Origin of the sequence: Rubellimicrobium roseum, assembly GCF_006152145.1 — a bacterium.
GTDB lineage: Bacteria > Pseudomonadota > Alphaproteobacteria > Rhodobacterales > Rhodobacteraceae > Rubellimicrobium > Rubellimicrobium roseum.
In genome coordinates this window covers 1-15,789 of the sequence record NZ_VDFV01000025.1, presented here as the reverse complement: position 1 = coordinate 15,789, position 15,789 = coordinate 1, and the positions used below count along the sequence as shown (strand labels likewise).

Sequence of the window (15,789 nt, the reverse complement as noted above, 5' to 3'; positions counted from 1 at the left end):
TCTTCCCTTCAGTCGCGCACATCGGCCCAGGCTCCGTTCCCTGCGCTTTGCAGCACCGCCTCGCAGAACCGCATCTCGTAATGGCCGTCCTCGAAGCCCGCGTAGGTGGAGCCGGGCTGCCGTCCCCCGGCCTCCACGTCGGCGTAGACTTGGCGGAATAGCGCGAAGAAGCTGTCGGCGAATCCTTCGACATGGCCGCCCGGCAGACTGGCCGCCGCTGCGCCCAACGCATTCATCAGGCCCGGATCGCGTTGCAGGATCTGGTTCGGCCCGTCGCGGTAGCCAATCCACAGGTGGTCCGGCGTCTCGGACTGCCAAGCCGCCGAGGCGGCCGACCCGGAGATGTCCCACTGGAGCATGTTCTTGCGCCCTGGGCTCACCTGGCTCACCGTGAGCGACCCGCGTGCGCCGTTGGGGTAACGCAACAGGATCAAGGCGGCATCTTCCGTCGCGATCGGCACCGGTTCGGTCTTGGTATCGTCGGCCTTCGCGAACGTCTCGACGGGGCCGAGGGGGCGGTGGCGCTCTGGGATGAAGGTGGACAGCTCGGCCAGCACCGCCGTGGGCCGGAACCCGGTCACGAAGCTCGTGAGGTCCACCCAGTGCGTGCCGATGTCGCCCACGGCGCGCAGCGCGCCCCCGGCCTCGGAAGTGAGCCGCCAATTCCAATCGGTGTCCTTGGCCAGCCAGTCCTGATGGTAGTGACCGGTCACGAGCCGGACCTCTCCCAGCCTGCCGTCCTGCACCATGCCCCGGGCCTGCTGGTTCAACGGATAGAAGCGGACGTTGTAGCAGACCGCCGCGACACGGCCGCTGTCTCGCGCCAGCGCGACCATCTCGGCCGATTCGGCGGCGGTCATGGCCAAGGGCTTTTCGCAGACGACATGGCGGCCCGCGGCCAGAATTTGCTTCACCTGCGGGTAGTGCAGGTGGTTGGGCGAGGTGACATGGACCACGTCCACCGCCGGATCGCCCAGCAACTCGTCGAGCGAGGCATAGGCCCGATCGACACCCAGCGCCGCCGCCCTTTCCCTGCCCCGCCCCGCGCTGCTGCCCAGGACGCCCGCGACCCGCACGCCGAGGCGCCGCAGGGCCCCGAGATGCACCGTCCCGATGAAGCCCGTGCCGATCACGGCGGCACCGGGTCGGCTCATGCCCATTCTCGTCCCTCACACAACGGAGTAGCCTCCATCCACGGGCAGGCAGGCGCCGGTCATGAAGCCCGCCGCCGACGAGGCCAGGAACAGCACTGTCCCCGCGATGTCGTCAGGCTCGCCCCATCGGCCTAGGGGGGTGCGCGCCGTGACGGCGGCGACATGGGCGGGGTCGGTCCGGCTCCGGGCCGACTGCTCGGTCAGGATGAAGCCGGGCGCTACGGCGTTGACCCGGATCCCATCCGGCGCCCAGGCGATGGCCAGCGACTTGGTGAGCTGGACGACCGCCGCCTTGCTGGCGCCGTAGGCCGGGTTCCGGGGACTGCCGAAGCCCGCGTACATCGAGGCAATGTTCACGACCGCGCCCGCGCTCGCCTTGAGGTGCGGGTGGAAGGCCAGCGCGGTCCGGAAGGTGCCGTGCAGGTTCACGTCGACGACGCGTTGGAAGAAGCCCGGCTCCATCTCTTCCCCGCGCCGGGTGATTGCGGCGCAGTTCACGAGGACATCAAGCCGGCCGGTCGACTCGGCCAAGGCGCGCACGGCGTCGAGGTCGGTCACGTCCAGGCAGATGTACGGGAAGCGGCCCCGGTCCTCCTCGACAGGCTTAGGCTCGGCCCCCGTGATGGCGACGCGGGCCCCGCTGTCCTGGAACGCCCGCGCAACGGCGGCCCCGATCCCGGCCCGGCTCGCGCCGATCACCAGGACCTCGGCCCCTGAAAAGTCGAAGGCGGCTGCGGCCATCCTTGTCCTCCCTTGGCCGACTCTCCTCCAAGGCCCCGCTTCGCTGCAAGTGGTTTTTCATTTCACCGAATTTGCAACGAAGTGTTCATCGCCGCCGGCCCCAAGCCGCCGGCCCAAGCTGACGATGATCGCTTGGCAGACCACCAGTGCGGGCACCTGCGACCGGAAGTGACCCAGCCGGGCCTCCTTGACGTAGAGAACGTGGCGGGCAAGCCCGGCGATGGGGCTCAGTTCGTTGTCGGTGATCGCCAGGACCGGCCGCCCGGTTTCTGCGACCCGACGGGCGATCTCCACCGTCTCGGGGGTGTAGTCGTCGAAGGTCAGGGCCAGAAGGGCATCCCCCGGGCCCATGGATGCGACCTGCTCGGCTCGCATCGCGCCCAGGTTGTCAAGCAGATGCGCGCGCTTGCCGGACCGGGCAAGCCCATAGAAGGCGTAGGCTCCAATTCCGAAGGCCCCCCGCGCGGCCGCGACATGGACGGCGTCGCTGGCCGCGAGCGCCGCCACGACACCATCGAGCGCCGTCCGGTCCAAGGTCTGGCTGATCCGCAGCAGCGAGCCGACCGCCGCCTGCACGAAGCCGTCGAAGACTCGGTCAGGATCGTCGAGGTCCACGTCCTCGACCCCGCCAGGCTCGGGTCGTGCCTGCAGCCCGGACATCTGCGCGGAATAGGCGGGGCGTGGGCCCAGCAGCCGCTCGCGGAAGACGCGCTGGAGGTCGGCGAAGCCCGCAAAACCCAGTTCCTTGGCAAAGCGCGTGATCGTCGCGGGCGGAACCCCCGCCTGCTCGGCCAGCCGCACGATGGAGTTGAGAGCCACGTCCTCGGGATGGTTCAGGACGAAGCGCGCGACCTCGCCATGCCGCCGGCTCAGCTGTCCCTTTCGGGCGACGAGCGCGGCGACGAGTCCATCATAATCGCGGATCATGGGCTCTTCCTCCGCTCAGCCCGGCGCCCCGGTCACCCTCTGCTCTAGGTCGATCAGCGCGCCGGTCATCGGGGCCGAGGCTTTGCTCAGGAGGAACACCGCAAGGCGCGCGGCCTCTTCGGCCTCCAGCAGCCGCCCGAGCGGCATCCGCGCCGCGGCGGCCGCGAGCCAGCCCGGCCCGAGGCCCAGCGTCTCGGACTGCATGCGGTGCTCCGCCTCTGTGGCGACCCAGCCCAGATTGATGCCGTTGACCCGGATGCGGTCGCGCAGGTGCGCGTGAGCCGCATTCCGGGTCAACGTCGCCAACGCCCCCTTGGTGGCCGAGTAGATGGCAAGCTCAGGAGACCCGCAGTGGGCGTTCATCGACAGGATGTTGACGATGGTTCCGGGCGTGGCGCGGGCCGTCATGTCGACGATGGCGGCCTGCATCAGGAGGAAGGGTGCGCGGGCGTTCACGGCGAAGAGGTCGTCCCAGACCTCGGGCGTGCCGTCCCGGAACGAGGCCCGGGTGGTAAGCCCCGCGGCATTGACCAAGCCGTCGATGCGGCCGAACCGCTCGACTCCCTCCCGTGCGACGGCGGCGCTCGACGCGGGGTCCCGCAGGTCCACCGACGCACCCGCCACGGTCGCGCCGACCGAGGCCAGCCGCCGCTCCATCGCCCGAAGGCCGTCCGCGTCCCGGTCGACGAGAAGGAGGGCTTCGGCGCCGCTGGACGCGGCGCGCTGCGCGATGGCCGCTCCGATGCCGCTTGCGGCCCCGGTCACGACGATGACCTGATTGGAAAGCCCGACCTCCATGTCCCTGCTCCGCCCTCCCCTGCGTCTCCGTCGCCGTCGCTTCCCCAAGCCGTGCCTGGGCAGCCTAGCACGGGGCTGGGACGTTCCGTCACGCGCAAACGCGCGGGCGGCCGATCACCGGGGCAGGTTCTCCTTCAGGACGATGCGCGGCTCGATGTCCTTGTCCGCCAGGAAAGGGGCAGTGGTTGCGATCGAGCCCAGGAGCCGGATGACCGACTGCTCGCCCACGAGCCGGGCGTTCTGGTCGACGATGACATCCACCTGGTCCGCAGCGAGCCAAGCGCGCGTGATCTCGGTCAGGTCGTGCATGATGACGAAGGGGCGCGCGGCCCCCGGCACGCCGCGAAGGGCCTCGACGATCCCCGAGCGGCCCGCTCCGATGCAGTAGACGCCACCCAGGTCGGGCACCTGGCGCAGAAGCCGCGCCATGGCCGGGTGGGAGCGCGCGTTATCCTCGCCCGTCTCGAAAGCGGGCAAGAGCCGGAGGTTAGGGAAGCGCTCCCGCACGAGTGCGCGGAAGCCCCGCTCGCGCTCCTGATGGCCGTGGAAGGCGCGGGAGCCCAGGAACAACGCCACCGACCGCTCGGCGGGGCCGGCCGTGAGCCCCATGAGCAGAGCCGCCGTCCGCCCGGCCGCGTGATTGTCTACACCCACATAGGCCGAGCGCGAGGTCCCGGGCAGGTCCGAAGCGATGGTGACGACCCGCACGCCTCCCTCGGTCAGCTGGTGGATCATGGCCCGGGTGCGGGGGTGGTCGGTGGTGACGAGGCCCACGCCGCTCGTGCGCGGACCGATCCGGTCGAGCGCACGGGCCAGGGCGTCGGGGCCGATGCCGTCCATGGTCACGATGCGGCAGGAGGCCACCAAGGGCAGGGAGGCCGCAAACCCCGCGATGCGACTGGCGAGGCTGCGCATGAAGCTGTTGCTGCCGGCCGGCAGGTAGAACTCGAGATGGGCTGGGCGGGTGGGCAAGGGCACCATGCCCTCGGAAGGCAGGTAGCCCAGGTCGCGCGCCGCCTCGAAGACCCGCTGCCGATTGGCGGCGCTGACGCCCGCGCGTCCGTTCAGCGCCCGGTCCACCGTGGCCGTGGACACCTGCGCCCGGCGCGCGACGTCGCTAATGGTGGCCCGGCCCATGGCCCTCCGGCTCTCGTGCTGTCTGCCCGGAAGGCTAGGGCCCACCGCGCCCTTTGTCAGCCTGTCCGGGCCTTGTCGGAGAAAGCGGAGCGGGCCCGGACTGATGTGATCTGATGGGGTCCTTCGTTGCACGAGTGAGGAACCTGCCGGAGTCTGGCCGGACCTGCGCGGCCGACCTGGTTCCCGGCCGCGCGGTTGCCGCCCCGCGTCCTGACGGAGGTTCCCTCATGACCAGTGTTCCGTCATCGTCCCCTCCTGTCCCGGCGCAGCCCCGGACGTTCCGCGACTACGCGCTCACCGGCGAGTCCTCGCGTCGCGCGGTCGAAATGGGCCTCGCGGCGGCCGAATGGTACCACACCGAGGTGCCGCGCAAGGTTATGAAGGAGCTGATGACCCGCAGCGACGGTCCGGCGATCCGGGACACGATCCTGTGGATCGCGCTTCACGTCGTCTTCGGTGGCGTCGCGGTCTGGCTTTCGGTCACAGGCCACCCGTGGTTGTCGGTGCCTTTCTGGATTGCCTATGGGGTCGTCTACGGGTCGGCTTGCGACTCGCGCTGGCACGAATGCGGCCACGGCACCGCGTTTCGAACGCCCTGGATGAATGACGCCGTCTACCACATCGCGTCGTTCCAAGTGATGCGGAACCCGGTGAACTGGCGCTGGAGCCACGCACGGCACCACACCGACACCATCATCGTCGGCCGCGATGCCGAGATCGCCTGGATGCACCCCATCAAGCTCGGGCTCAAGGCGCTGGCCTACGTGGGCCTCGTGGACGCTTGGCATAGCCTCAAGGTCCTGGCCCGCAACGCAGCCGGCGTGCTGTCGGCCGATGAAAGGGACTACATTCCCGAAAGCGAGTGGCCCAAGGCGATCTTCTGGGCGCGCGTCCACATGGCGATCTATGCGGCGACCGTCCTCGTGGCGCTGGCGATGCTCTTGGCGGGGCAGGGCTGGCGGTCGGTCATCCCCTTCCTGCTCGTCGGGCTGCCGCGCCTGTATGGCTGCTGGCACATGGTGATGACGGGGCTGCTGCAGCACGGTGGCCTGGCGGAGGACGTGCTCGACCACCGGCTGAACTCGCGGACGGTCTACATGAACCCGATCAGCCGCTGGATCTACTGGAACATGAACTACCACGTGGAGCACCACATGTTCCCCATGGTGCCGTACCACGCGCTGCCCCGGCTCCATGAGGCCATCAAGCACGACCTGCCGCCACCCAATCCCTCGATATGGGCGGCCTACAAGGAGATGTTCGGGGCCGTCCTTCGGCAGCGGCGCGAGCCGGGCTACTACCTGAAGCGCGAGTTGCCGCCCACCGCCCGCCCCTACAAGGAGGACCTGCACACCGCCGTCCCCGAACGCGCGACCGCCTGAGATCGAACCCCCATGGCCGACAAGGACCGATGATGCGACCGCGACCGACCGTTGCCGACCTCCGCGCGTTGAAGGGACGACGCCAGCTCACCATGCTGCGCTACTTCAGCCTGGATGAGGCAGAGGCCGCGGAGGCCGCTGGCATCGACGTGGCCTCGGTGCCGCTCGACCTGCTCGCCCGTCCGCGCTACCGCGAGGTGGCCCCTTCCATCTTTTCCATGACCGGCCTCACGCATCTGGAGGCGGGCAGGCCCGACGACTACTTGCGCTGGGCGGGCGAGGCCATGGGCAAAGGCGCGGACGCGGTCTACTGCTCGGGGAGCCTGCGGACCGTCGAGCACCTCGCCCGCGAGCACATCCCCGTCGTGGGCCATGTGGGCCTCGTGCCGTCGCGCGCGACCTGGACGGGGGGCTTCCGGGCCGTGGGCAAGACCGCCGAGACGGCGCTGCGGCTCTACGAGGAGGTCAAAGCCTACGAGAGCGCCGGGGCCTTCGCGGTGGAGATCGAGGTCGTCCCGGCCGAGGTCGCCTCCGCCATCAGCGACCGCGTCGGCATCCTGCTCTGGTCGATGGGCTCGGGGCCGGGCTGCGACGCGCAGTACCTCTTCGCCGAGGACATCCTGGGCGCCAACCGCGGCCATGTCCCCCGCCACGCCAAGGTCTACCGCGATTTCGCCGCCGAGTTCGACCGCCTCCAGCAGGAGCGCGTCGCGGCCTTCCGCGAGTTCGTGACGGACGTGGAGAGCGGCGCTTACCCCGAGAACCGGCACCTCGTGCGCATGCCGCCGGCCGAGCTGGACGCATTCCTGTCCGGCCTGGACGGGCGTGCCGCAGGACGTGCCGCCGAATGACGTGCCGCCGGATGCCGGGATGGCCCTTCCCCGATCGGGGGGCGTGGCACTAGCATGAAGCGCGGGCTGCCGTCGGGCGGATCGGCTCGCGCCTTCGGATCCGGCCCCAGGGCCGCGTCCCGCCAGATCGCCCGGACCCGGCAAGGGGCCGCCAGAGCCCCACGCCACACCCACAGCGGAGGAGACGAACCATGCTGAGACGCACGTTCTTGGGGGCAGCCGCGGCGCTGGCCCTTGCCACCGGTGCGATGGCCCAGGAGGCCAAGACCTTCTACTGGATCTCGCACGGATCGCCCGCCGACCCGGTCTGGACGTACTTCCTTCAGGGCGCCGAGCAATGGGGCACCGACACAGGCCAGACGGTGAACACCTCGTTCCACTCGGGCGATGTCCCTTCGCAGCAGGAGGCGGTGCGTGCCGCCATTGCCGCCGGCGCCGACGGCATCTGCTCCACGAGCCCCGACCCGGGATCGATGACCGAGGTGGTGGCCGAGGCCCGGGCCGCCGGCATCCCGATCGTGAACTTCAACACATCGGACGATGCGCCGGACTGGAACGCCTATGTGGGCGGTGACCTCCTCTCGGTGGGCCGGCAATGGGCGCAGTACCTCGTGGACAACGGCCACGTCCAGGAGGGCGACTTCGTCTGGATGCCCGTCGAGGTCCCCGGCGCTTCCTACGGCGTTGAGGAGGAGAAGGGCATCGCCGAGGTCTTCGAGCCCCTGGGCATCACCTGGGAGGTCACAGACGCCACGCTTGACCAAGCCGAGGTTATCACCCGGATGACAGACTACCTGACCGCCAACCGCGAGCGGATCGCCGCGATGATCGGTCTCGGGGACATGGTCACGGGCTCGGTGCAGCGCGTCTGGCAGCAGGCGGGCATCGCCGCGGGCGAGATCCCGGTCGTGGGCTGGGGCAACAGCCTCGACACCACGCAGGCGGTCATGGACGGCTACGTCAACGCCGCCATGTGGCAGGACCCGCAGGCGACCTCGTACCTCTGCCTGTCGTCGCTGTTGATGGAGTCCTCGGGCGTCCCCATCGGCTTCGACATCATCACCGGCGCGCTCTACGAGGCCGAGCAGGCGCCGCTCTATCACGGGATCATGGGCGGCAACTGACGCATGCCGGGCCGCCCGACCGGCGCGGGCGGCCCTTTCGTCACCTCCGGCCAGGAGATCCCCATGACCGACCGCAGCACGACTCTTCCCCCTGGCGGCGCATCGGCCCCGGGGCTCCTTCGCGCCTTCATCGCCAAGCCCGAGTTCGGCCCGCTCGTACTTCTCGTGCTGATGCTGGTCGTCTTCACGTCCATCAACCCGGCCTTCCTGTCGCTCACCAACATCGGGAACGCGCTGACCTTCACGGTCGAGCTGGGCCTTATCGCGCTGGCCATGACGCTCCTGATGACCTCGGGCGAATTCGACCTGTCCGTGGGCTCGGTCTTCGGCTTCGCCCCCGTCCTGATGTGGACGCTGTTCAACACCGGAGCCATGGCGCTGCCGCTGGCGTTCCTGGTGGCGATCGGGGCGGCGCTGCTGATCGGCTGGGTCAACGGCCTTTTCGTCACCCGGCTCGGCATCCCAAGCTTTCTTGTCACGCTGGGGATGCTGCTGGTGGTACGGGGCACGGCGCTCTGGCTGACCGACGGCTTTCCACAACGGACCTGGAGCGCGGGCGATCAATGGCTGAGCCAGGTCCTCGTGGGCGGCTTCTGCCTGGGCGGGGAGGGCGAGACCTGCACCGGCGGTCTGCGACTCTACATGAGCCTTGTCTGGTTCGTCCTGCTGGCAGTGCTGTTCCATTACGTGCTCACGCGCACGCGCTTCGGCAACTGGATCCAGGCCACGGGCGGCAACCCGGGCGCGGCCCGCAACCGCGGCGTGAAGATCGGCCGCGTGAAGGTGATCCTGTTCATGGTCTCGGCCGCCATGGCCGCGCTGGCGGGGATGATCTCCTCCATTCGCGTGTCGGCCGCGAACCCCAACTCGGGCACGGGCTACGAGCTGGAGGTCATCGCCATGGTGGTGATCGGAGGCACCGTCCTGACGGGGGGACGCGGCACCATCGTCGGCACCGTGCTGGGCGTGCTGATCCTGCGCCTCATGCGCAACGGCATCGTCATGATCGGGGTGCCGGGCCTCGCCTACAACATCTTCATCGGCGCGATCATTCTGGGGATGATGGCCCTCCATTCGGCGCTGGAGCGCCGCCACAACGCGGGGACCTGAGATGGCCGAGATCCTTGTCGACATGCGCAATATCGAGAAGTCCTACGGCCGCGTCCGGGCGCTGCGCGGGGTCAACCTCCAGATCCGACGGGGCGAGATCGTGGGGCTCCTGGGCGACAACGGCGCGGGCAAGTCCACGCTCATCAAGGTGCTCTCGGGGGCGGTACCCTACACCTCGGGCGAGATCGTCATCAAGGGGCGGCCCGTGCGGATGCGCTCCACGCTCGACGCGATCGCCAACGGGATCGAGACGATCTACCAGGATTCGGCGCTGGTCCCGCAGCTGTCCATCGCGCGCAACCTCTTCCTGGGCCGCGAGTTGCGCAAGGGGCCGGGCTTCCTGGACCGCATGGACATCGACCGGATGAACCACGTCGCGGCGGACCTGCTGCGGCGGGTCGGCATCTCCAAGAACATTCCGCCCACGACGCCCATCGGGTCGCTCTCGGGTGGGGAGCGACAGGCCGTCGCCATCGCCCGCGCCATGTACTTCGACAGCGACATTATCATCCTCGACGAGCCCACCAACAACCTTGGCGTGGCCGAGACGCAGGGCGTCCTGCGCTTCGTGCGGGAGGCGCGGGACACCGGGCATTCCTGTATCTTCATCGCGCACAACATCCACCACGTCTTTCAAGTCGTGGACCGCATCGTCGTCATGCGGCGCGGCGCTATCGTGGCCGACGACCTGTCCCCCAGGACCTCCTCGATCCAGGAGGTGGAAGACATCATCACCGGGGAGCATCTCGCGGCATGAGGCTCACCATCTCGGCCTCCGGCATCCGCTTCGGCTTCGACGCAGAGGTGGGTCTTCTCGACGGCTTCACCGTCCTCGACGAGGGACGCGAGATCGCGCCGCTCCACCGTGCGCCCTGGGTCGGCACAGGGGAGCCGATGCCGGAAGGGGCCGGGCCCATGATGGCGCGCCTGGGCGGCGACTTCTTCTGCGCGCCCTTCGCAGGCCGCGAGGAGGACTCGCCCCTTCACGGCTGGCCCTGCAACGCGCCCTGGCACGTGATCCAAGCCTCGGGCGGCACGTTGCGGGCGGCCCTCGGGCGGCCCGTATCCGGCGCGGCGCTTCTCAAGGAGTTGTCGGTCGAGGATGGCCATCCTTTCGTCTACCAGCGCCATGTCTTTGTCGGGGGGCAGGGACGCGTTCCCGTAGCCAACCATGCCAATGTGTCGCTACGGCACGGCGGCCTTCTGCGGACCTCGCCCAAGGCGGCCTGGGAAACGCCCGCCAGCCCCCAGGAAAGCGACCCGGCGCGGGGGCGCTCGGCCCTGCGCTATCCCGCGAGGGCCCGGGACCCTCGTGTCTTTCCCGGCGTGGAGGGCTCCTCGGACCTGACCCGCTATCCCTGGAACCCGCGCCACGAGGATTTCGTGATGGGTCTGGAGGCACCGGGCCATCGCCTCGGCTGGACCGCCGTGACCCGGCCGGAGGAGGGCGACGTCTATCTCTCGCTGCGCGACGCTCGCCTCCTGCCCATGACGATGCTTTGGCACTCCAACGGGGGCCGGAACTACGCCCCCTGGTCCGGCCGCCATGTCGGCTGCTTGGGCGTAGAGGAGGGAGCGGCGGCCACCATGCTCGGCCTGTCGGACGAGGCCGACCTGTCCGGCCCCGGCCTGCTGACGCTGGTGCCCGATGGGACGGCCGAGGTGCGGCACGTCATCGGTGCGATCGCTTGGCCGTCCGGCGAGGCCGTGGTGGACCTCCACGAGGAGGATGGCGCCATTGCGGTTCACGGCGAAGGCGGCGCGCAGCGCTCTGTTCTGTTTCGTGCGGGATTCCTGGGAGAGGATTGATGGTGCCCAGCTAGCCTGTAACCCGCACGATTTGACGAGACTAGCTGTGGGTAGGTCGTGCCCCGGCTCTGAGCGCCTTGTGAGGGCTCTGGCCGGTATGGGCGCCATCAGGCGAGCGAGGCGGGAGAAGCGATCTCTTTCTGGAGACTTGGCCGCGGCCGACCAGACCAGTGGACCGTGCCCCGGATTTCATGACGTTGTCGGGGCGGGTTCTCCGCACGCGGAACTGGAGGCGATCACATGGCCGATGTACCCGATCGCGGTCGCCTGCGTGGAGCGGCTATCGAACGTGAGAGCCCGACTGGTGGGGTGCGCCGTCGAGGGCCGTGTTGAGGAGCCCGCGGATCTTCTGGCCATCCCGGCCCTGGAGGGTCAGGACCTCAACGCCCCTCGGGATGCGACGACTGGGCATTTGCTGGGCAGGGCGCGTGGCGTGGATCTTGCAGAAACCGAGTCCACCCGGCAGCCGGCTCGGTCCATGGTGCATGTCTTCTGCCTCATCGGAGGACAGGGCGTAGGGCTCGCCGATATGGCCATTGACCGCAGGCATGGGGACGTTGGCGCCCAGCGCGCGGTTGATTGGGAACGAGCTGCCCGGGCGCGATTTCTTCGTCACCATCGAATGGGGTCACCACGACTCCTGAGTTCCCTGTCAGCGCGACATCGACAAACAGTGTGATCGTTCATCTCCAAAGATGTCTGGCTCGTCGGCAACGCGATCGAAGCTCTGCTCAAGGGAGTCAAAGGCACGGCCTTTGCCGGCCCCGGTCTTGGTTGTACGAGGTTTCGGCGCCTTTCAATCCGTGCGGCGACGTTGAGGTTCGACTTCGCAGACGAGCATTGCCGAGCGGCGGTTCAGCGGATTCACGACACGGCGGCCGATGCCGCGCTGTTCCAAGTCGTTTCTGGCGAGATCGTTTCGGGCGCGGGATCGGCGAACGGCTCTGTAGGCCCATTATAGCAGCTGCTTCTTGGCCACCACGATGAATTCGGAACTGTGCTATAGTCCCCATGCCCGAAGTGACGCCGGCGCGGGCGAGCTCCTTGGCCAGCCGGCTGCTGCGGAACCCTCACGCCGCTGTGACATTAGTTCCCCGAAGGCCACGAGAATCGACATAGGAGAGCGAACATGGCAGATGGACCGAAGGACTATCGCGACCCAAAGGTGACCACCACCGATCGGGGCGGCTCGAGGACGTGGCTCTGGTGGCTGCTTGTGGCGATCGCGCTTGCGCTGCTCATCTGGTGGCTCTGGCCTAGCGAAGTGGCTGACCCTGTCGTGGTCGAGGAGCCGGCCGAGGGTGAGGTCATCGAAGAAGAGGCCGTCGAGTAGGACCGCCCCGTCCCATGTCTGGCACGGGGGCATCACCCTTCGCCCCCGGCCCTTCGTGGGCATGCGAGTTTGAACCACTCCAACATCGTCAAGAGCAGGTCCTGCTCGCTTGAAGTGTTACAATAATCGCCACGGCGGTCTTTGGTCGCGGCCGCGAACGTGCCGCGCTGCCCGAAACACTGGCAAGCCACTGGACGGAACGGACGCTCTCCCCCTGATCGCAGCCCCGAGGCGACACTTCAGGCATATGCGCCATGGCCGTCCCAAGGCGTCAGACAAGATAGGACCCTGCCCGGATAGATTGGATCTGGGACCAAGCTCGGCTTGTGGATTGCCGTTCTGGAGAGGCATCGACAGCATCAAGGCGCTTCATGGGCCGACCGAGGCCATGCGGGACCACCATCCGCGCCGCCCGAGGCCCGCTCCATTGGATGGCCGGGATGACCGCTGCGCGTCCGGCGTTCGGCCGGGGCAGGCAGGTCGAGCGGCCCGCGTGCCGGGCGCGAGCAGGCGACCCCGTCCTGAGCCGGTCCGACGATCGCTTCAGTTCAGCAGCGCGAGCTCGGTCCGGTTCCTCACGTCGAGCTTCTTGAAGATGTTGGTCATGTAGTGCTTGACCGTTTTCTCGCTGATGTTCAGCGAATTGCCGATCTCCTTGTTGCAGTAGCCCCGTCGCACCAGCTTGAAGATCTCACGTTCCCGTTCGCTCAGGCGGTTGCTGCGCTTGCTGTTCACCGTCTCCAGGTTGCGGCTGATGTCCGACAGGAGCCGCGCGCCCAGTTCCGGCGAGACATAGGGCTCCGCGCCGTGAATGCGGCGCAGCGCGTCCTTGAGATCGGTGCCGCTGATCCCCTTGAGGATGTAGCCGCTCGCCCCGCAGCGCAGGGCCTCGAGCACGTCGCCGTTGTCCTCGGAAACCGTCAGGATCACCACCTTGGTGCCGATCTCCAGGCGCTTGATCTCGCGCAGCGCCACCAGGCCGAGACCGGGGATGCTGAGATCGAGAAGCAGGATGTCGGGTTCGTGCTGGCGGACGAGTCGGAGCGCCTCCTCGGCGGTGGCGCCCTGAGCCACCACCTGTATGTCGTCCGACGTTCCGATCGCGTAGACGATCCCTTCCCGCACCAGCGGATGGTCGTCGACGACCCCGATCTTGATTTGATCAACCATGACACACCTCAGACATCTTGCGGAAAATAAGCGGAAACGGTGGTGCCCTGCCCGGGAGCGCTGGTGATGGCGAACTCGCCTCCCAGGCTCTCGACGCGGTTGCGCAAGCCGATCAGGCCTAAGGGCTGGCGCTTGCCGTTGTCGCGGTGCGGCGTGATGCCGGGACCCCGGTCGCTCACCGTCACGGCGACGAACTGTCCGCTCCGGCGCAGCGTCACCGACTGGCCCACGCCGGCGGCATGCTTGTAGGCGTTGTTGAGGCCTTCCTGGACGAAGCGGCAGATCGCCAGCTTCACCGCGCTGTTCACTTCGCCCAGGTCGTCGGCCAGGGTGAGGAGGACTTCGGTCGAGGTGCGGTGACGGTGCTTCATGACCACCATGTCCACGGCTTCGACCAAGCTGCGCTCTTGGATGTGGGGCAGGGTGAGGCCCGAGACCATCGCGCGGACCTCGGTCATCGCATCCTCCAGCATCCCCCGGATCACCTGATAGTCGGGACCACGTCCGCATTCTTCGGGAAAGACCTGCTCGAGCTTGAGGAGCGCGATGGTGAGGAGCTGCCCGATGCCGTCGTGGATGTCGGCGCCAATGCGGCGCAGGTTCAGTTCGGCGTCCTCGGCGCTGCGCGAGGAGGCCTGCTGGATGCGCCGCCTCAGGAACTCGTTGTGATTGAGAAGCCGGGTGAGCTCCTTGACCTTCTCGTTGAGCTCGCCCTGTTGGCGGACGATCAGCGAATTGCCCTGAGCGACGATCAGGTAAAGGCCGGCCAGGACGGCTACGGTGACGACGCCCACGATCACCCAGGTCTGGACCCGCGTCCAGGCCACGATGTCCATGAGCGCGGTCGTGTCCTGATAGAACTCGGCCACCGCCAGAATCGGCCCCTCCGCGTGCCGCCGGATCGGAACATAGACCTCCAGGAGCATCGGATCGGACGACGCCAGTCCTGCATCGTCCCAATCGGACGTCTCGATGGCGGTGGCGCCGGTCAGCGCCTTGGACAGGCCGCCGTCGACGGGGAACTGCCGCCCCCGCAGAGACGGGTCGGTCGCGTAGAGGATCACGCCCTCCGGGCTCCAGACCTTGGTCGCCACGACGTTGAGGCTGGCCGACGACGCGGCCAGCGCCCGGTCGATGGTGTCGATGCTGTCGGGCGAGAGCCCCCCTCCATCGGCAAGGTCGGTGAGGTAGGGCTCCAGGAAGTGCTCGAGGTAGACGCTGGCACGGATGCCCACATCCTCCTTCACGGCCGCCTCGATGCGCGACGACATCCATTGGCCCAGGAGACCGATGCTGGCCAGCATGAGGAACATGGACAGCAGGACGAACTGGCGCGACAGGCTCAGGGACGACCAGCGATGGACCGCGCCTATCCTTACCATGACCCGACCACCAGCACAGTTACACGTTCACCCGGCTGCCCACTCCACACGGCGACCGGCTCCCCAAGATCGAGGCTAGCCGAGGCAAGCCGCGCAATCAATGTTTATGGCAATATGACCGCATTCATGTGCGGGATGGCGAAGAAGGCCAAGAAATACTACGGCGCAGACACATCAAGGACATGTTTGATCGGGATCATTTCATTGCTGTCGATGTGACCGGACAGGCATGACCTCTTGGCCGCCCTGCGGTCTTAGGACCTTGGTCCTATTGGTCGCCAGACACCGGTCGCTATTGCGATCCGCCCCCCCTCGTCCGTAGCCTTGGGACACTAGGGGAAGTTCGCATCCGAAAACGTCAGTTCCGGCCCTTCGGTCAGCGGGGTCGCGCGCGGGGTCGAGAACCGCGTCGCGTCCTTTGCTGCCTGGCCGTTGGGTCCTGCCCTGCGCCGCACGTCCGTGCGGGGTGCGAACCTGTCTGGCTCAAGGGGGACCCAGCCATGTCGACGAGTTTCCACGTCAACCAGCACGATCTCGAATTCATCCTGAAGCAGATCAAGATTGCCGAGCTGCATGCCGGTGGCATGTCAACCATCGCGGCCATCCAAGAGGTCTATGGCGTGTCCGCCCAGGATGCCGCGCTTATGCCGGCGGGCTTGCGGACCGTGGACGGCATGGACAACAATCTTCTGCCCGGGCAGGAGGATTTCGGCGCGAGCGGAACCCCGTTCCCGCGTCTGACCGACCCCGTCTACGTCAACGACCAGGACGGCGACGGGATGCCCTTGAACGGTCCGGATGGGGTTGTTGCAGAACTCCACCGGAGGCCGAACCTGCCCTTTTCCCCTTTGGTTTAGGCGACGCGCATGAT

Annotated in this window: 15 protein-coding genes; 8 read left to right on the top strand and 7 right to left on the bottom strand. The window is 67.9% G+C overall.

The annotated features are described in order from the left end of the window. Positions 1–8: 8 nt before the first annotated feature. The 5 genes from FHG71_RS14790 to FHG71_RS14770 all read right to left on the bottom strand — a co-directional run bounded on the left by FHG71_RS14790 (position 9) and on the right by FHG71_RS14770 (position 4,757). A complete protein-coding gene (locus FHG71_RS14790) occupies positions 9–1,154 on the bottom strand; it encodes a Gfo/Idh/MocA family protein (protein ID WP_139082473.1) in 1,146 nt (381 codons plus the stop codon). 15 nt (positions 1,155–1,169) lie between these two features. Further along, positions 1,170–1,895: an SDR family NAD(P)-dependent oxidoreductase gene (locus tag FHG71_RS14785; RefSeq protein WP_139082472.1), complete on the bottom strand. Its 726-nt coding sequence runs from the start codon at positions 1,893–1,895 to the stop codon at positions 1,170–1,172. Between the two features lie 57 nt (positions 1,896–1,952). After that, entirely contained in the window at positions 1,953–2,822 is an 870-nt protein-coding gene (locus tag FHG71_RS14780) for a MurR/RpiR family transcriptional regulator (protein WP_139082471.1), read from the bottom strand. Positions 2,823–2,837: 15 nt separating this feature from the next. Then, on the bottom strand, positions 2,838–3,620 hold the full coding sequence (locus FHG71_RS14775; RefSeq protein ID WP_139082470.1) for an SDR family oxidoreductase: 783 nt from the start codon (positions 3,618–3,620) through the stop codon (positions 2,838–2,840). Between the two features lie 114 nt (positions 3,621–3,734). Next, entirely contained in the window at positions 3,735–4,757 is a 1,023-nt protein-coding gene (locus FHG71_RS14770) for a LacI family DNA-binding transcriptional regulator (protein WP_139082469.1), read from the bottom strand. Positions 4,758–4,984: 227 nt separating this feature from the next. Here FHG71_RS14770 and FHG71_RS14765 point away from each other — a divergent pair, with 227 nt between their 5' ends. The 7 genes from FHG71_RS14765 (at position 4,985) to FHG71_RS14735 (ending at position 12,366) form a co-directional block, all read left to right on the top strand. After that, positions 4,985–6,139, top strand: coding sequence for a fatty acid desaturase family protein (locus FHG71_RS14765; RefSeq protein WP_139082468.1), 1,155 nt, complete (start codon positions 4,985–4,987; stop codon positions 6,137–6,139). Positions 6,140–6,171: 32 nt separating this feature from the next. Then, on the top strand, positions 6,172–6,990 hold the full coding sequence (locus FHG71_RS14760) for a 3-methyl-2-oxobutanoate hydroxymethyltransferase (protein WP_246045464.1): 819 nt from the start codon (positions 6,172–6,174) through the stop codon (positions 6,988–6,990). Between the two features lie 191 nt (positions 6,991–7,181). After that, positions 7,182–8,114, top strand: a complete 933-nt coding sequence (locus FHG71_RS14755; RefSeq protein ID WP_139082466.1) for a substrate-binding domain-containing protein — start codon at positions 7,182–7,184, stop codon at positions 8,112–8,114. A 63-nt stretch (positions 8,115–8,177) separates the two neighbouring features. After that, positions 8,178–9,224 carry an ABC transporter permease gene (locus tag FHG71_RS14750; RefSeq protein ID WP_139082465.1) on the top strand — a complete coding sequence of 349 codons (1,047 nt, stop codon included), beginning with the start codon at positions 8,178–8,180 and terminating at the stop codon, positions 9,222–9,224. A 1-nt stretch (position 9,225) separates the two neighbouring features. After that, positions 9,226–9,981 carry an ATP-binding cassette domain-containing protein gene (locus FHG71_RS14745; protein ID WP_139082464.1) on the top strand — a complete coding sequence of 252 codons (756 nt, stop codon included), beginning with the start codon at positions 9,226–9,228 and terminating at the stop codon, positions 9,979–9,981. Next, entirely contained in the window at positions 9,978–11,033 is a 1,056-nt protein-coding gene (locus tag FHG71_RS14740) for a hypothetical protein (protein ID WP_139082463.1), read from the top strand. The genes FHG71_RS14745 and FHG71_RS14740 overlap by 4 nt, the downstream gene beginning before the upstream one ends. A gap of 1,129 nt (positions 11,034–12,162) precedes the next feature. Then, the gene (locus FHG71_RS14735; RefSeq protein WP_139082462.1) at positions 12,163–12,366 is read left to right on the top strand and encodes a hypothetical protein; all 204 of its coding nucleotides are present in this window, start codon (positions 12,163–12,165) and stop codon (positions 12,364–12,366) included. A 543-nt stretch (positions 12,367–12,909) separates the two neighbouring features. On the opposite strand, the gene FHG71_RS14730 is transcribed toward FHG71_RS14735, so the two are convergent. Together FHG71_RS14730 and FHG71_RS14725 are read right to left on the bottom strand one after the other, a co-directional pair. Continuing rightward, the gene (locus FHG71_RS14730) at positions 12,910–13,536 is read right to left on the bottom strand and encodes a response regulator (protein ID WP_139082461.1); all 627 of its coding nucleotides are present in this window, start codon (positions 13,534–13,536) and stop codon (positions 12,910–12,912) included. A gap of 8 nt (positions 13,537–13,544) precedes the next feature. Continuing rightward, positions 13,545–14,918: a sensor histidine kinase gene (locus FHG71_RS14725; protein ID WP_139082460.1), complete on the bottom strand. Its 1,374-nt coding sequence runs from the start codon at positions 14,916–14,918 to the stop codon at positions 13,545–13,547. 500 nt (positions 14,919–15,418) lie between these two features. Between FHG71_RS14725 and FHG71_RS14720 the strand changes: the two genes are divergently transcribed. Beyond that, on the top strand, positions 15,419–15,775 hold the full coding sequence (locus tag FHG71_RS14720) for a hypothetical protein (protein WP_139082459.1): 357 nt from the start codon (positions 15,419–15,421) through the stop codon (positions 15,773–15,775). Positions 15,776–15,789 lie beyond the last annotated feature (14 nt).

Coding starts and splice junctions, on each gene's coding strand:
- FHG71_RS14765 (WP_139082468.1), top strand. CDS start 4,985: ATGACCAGTGTTCCGTCATCGTCCCCTCCTGTCCCGGCGCAGCCCCGG.
- FHG71_RS14755 (WP_139082466.1), top strand. CDS start 7,182: ATGCTGAGACGCACGTTCTTGGGGGCAGCCGCGGCGCTGGCCCTTGCC.
- FHG71_RS14745 (WP_139082464.1), top strand. CDS start 9,226: ATGGCCGAGATCCTTGTCGACATGCGCAATATCGAGAAGTCCTACGGC.
- FHG71_RS14725 (WP_139082460.1), bottom strand. CDS start 14,918: ATGGTAAGGATAGGCGCGGTCCATCGCTGGTCGTCCCTGAGCCTGTCG.
- FHG71_RS14735 (WP_139082462.1), top strand. CDS start 12,163: ATGGCAGATGGACCGAAGGACTATCGCGACCCAAAGGTGACCACCACC.
- FHG71_RS14785 (WP_139082472.1), bottom strand. CDS start 1,895: ATGGCCGCAGCCGCCTTCGACTTTTCAGGGGCCGAGGTCCTGGTGATC.
- FHG71_RS14730 (WP_139082461.1), bottom strand. CDS start 13,536: ATGGTTGATCAAATCAAGATCGGGGTCGTCGACGACCATCCGCTGGTG.
- FHG71_RS14770 (WP_139082469.1), bottom strand. CDS start 4,757: ATGGGCCGGGCCACCATTAGCGACGTCGCGCGCCGGGCGCAGGTGTCC.
- FHG71_RS14720 (WP_139082459.1), top strand. CDS start 15,419: ATGTCGACGAGTTTCCACGTCAACCAGCACGATCTCGAATTCATCCTG.
- FHG71_RS14740 (WP_139082463.1), top strand. CDS start 9,978: ATGAGGCTCACCATCTCGGCCTCCGGCATCCGCTTCGGCTTCGACGCA.
- FHG71_RS14790 (WP_139082473.1), bottom strand. CDS start 1,154: ATGAGCCGACCCGGTGCCGCCGTGATCGGCACGGGCTTCATCGGGACG.
- FHG71_RS14780 (WP_139082471.1), bottom strand. CDS start 2,822: ATGATCCGCGATTATGATGGACTCGTCGCCGCGCTCGTCGCCCGAAAG.
- FHG71_RS14775 (WP_139082470.1), bottom strand. CDS start 3,620: ATGGAGGTCGGGCTTTCCAATCAGGTCATCGTCGTGACCGGGGCCGCA.
- FHG71_RS14750 (WP_139082465.1), top strand. CDS start 8,178: ATGACCGACCGCAGCACGACTCTTCCCCCTGGCGGCGCATCGGCCCCG.
- FHG71_RS14760 (WP_246045464.1), top strand. CDS start 6,172: ATGCGACCGCGACCGACCGTTGCCGACCTCCGCGCGTTGAAGGGACGA.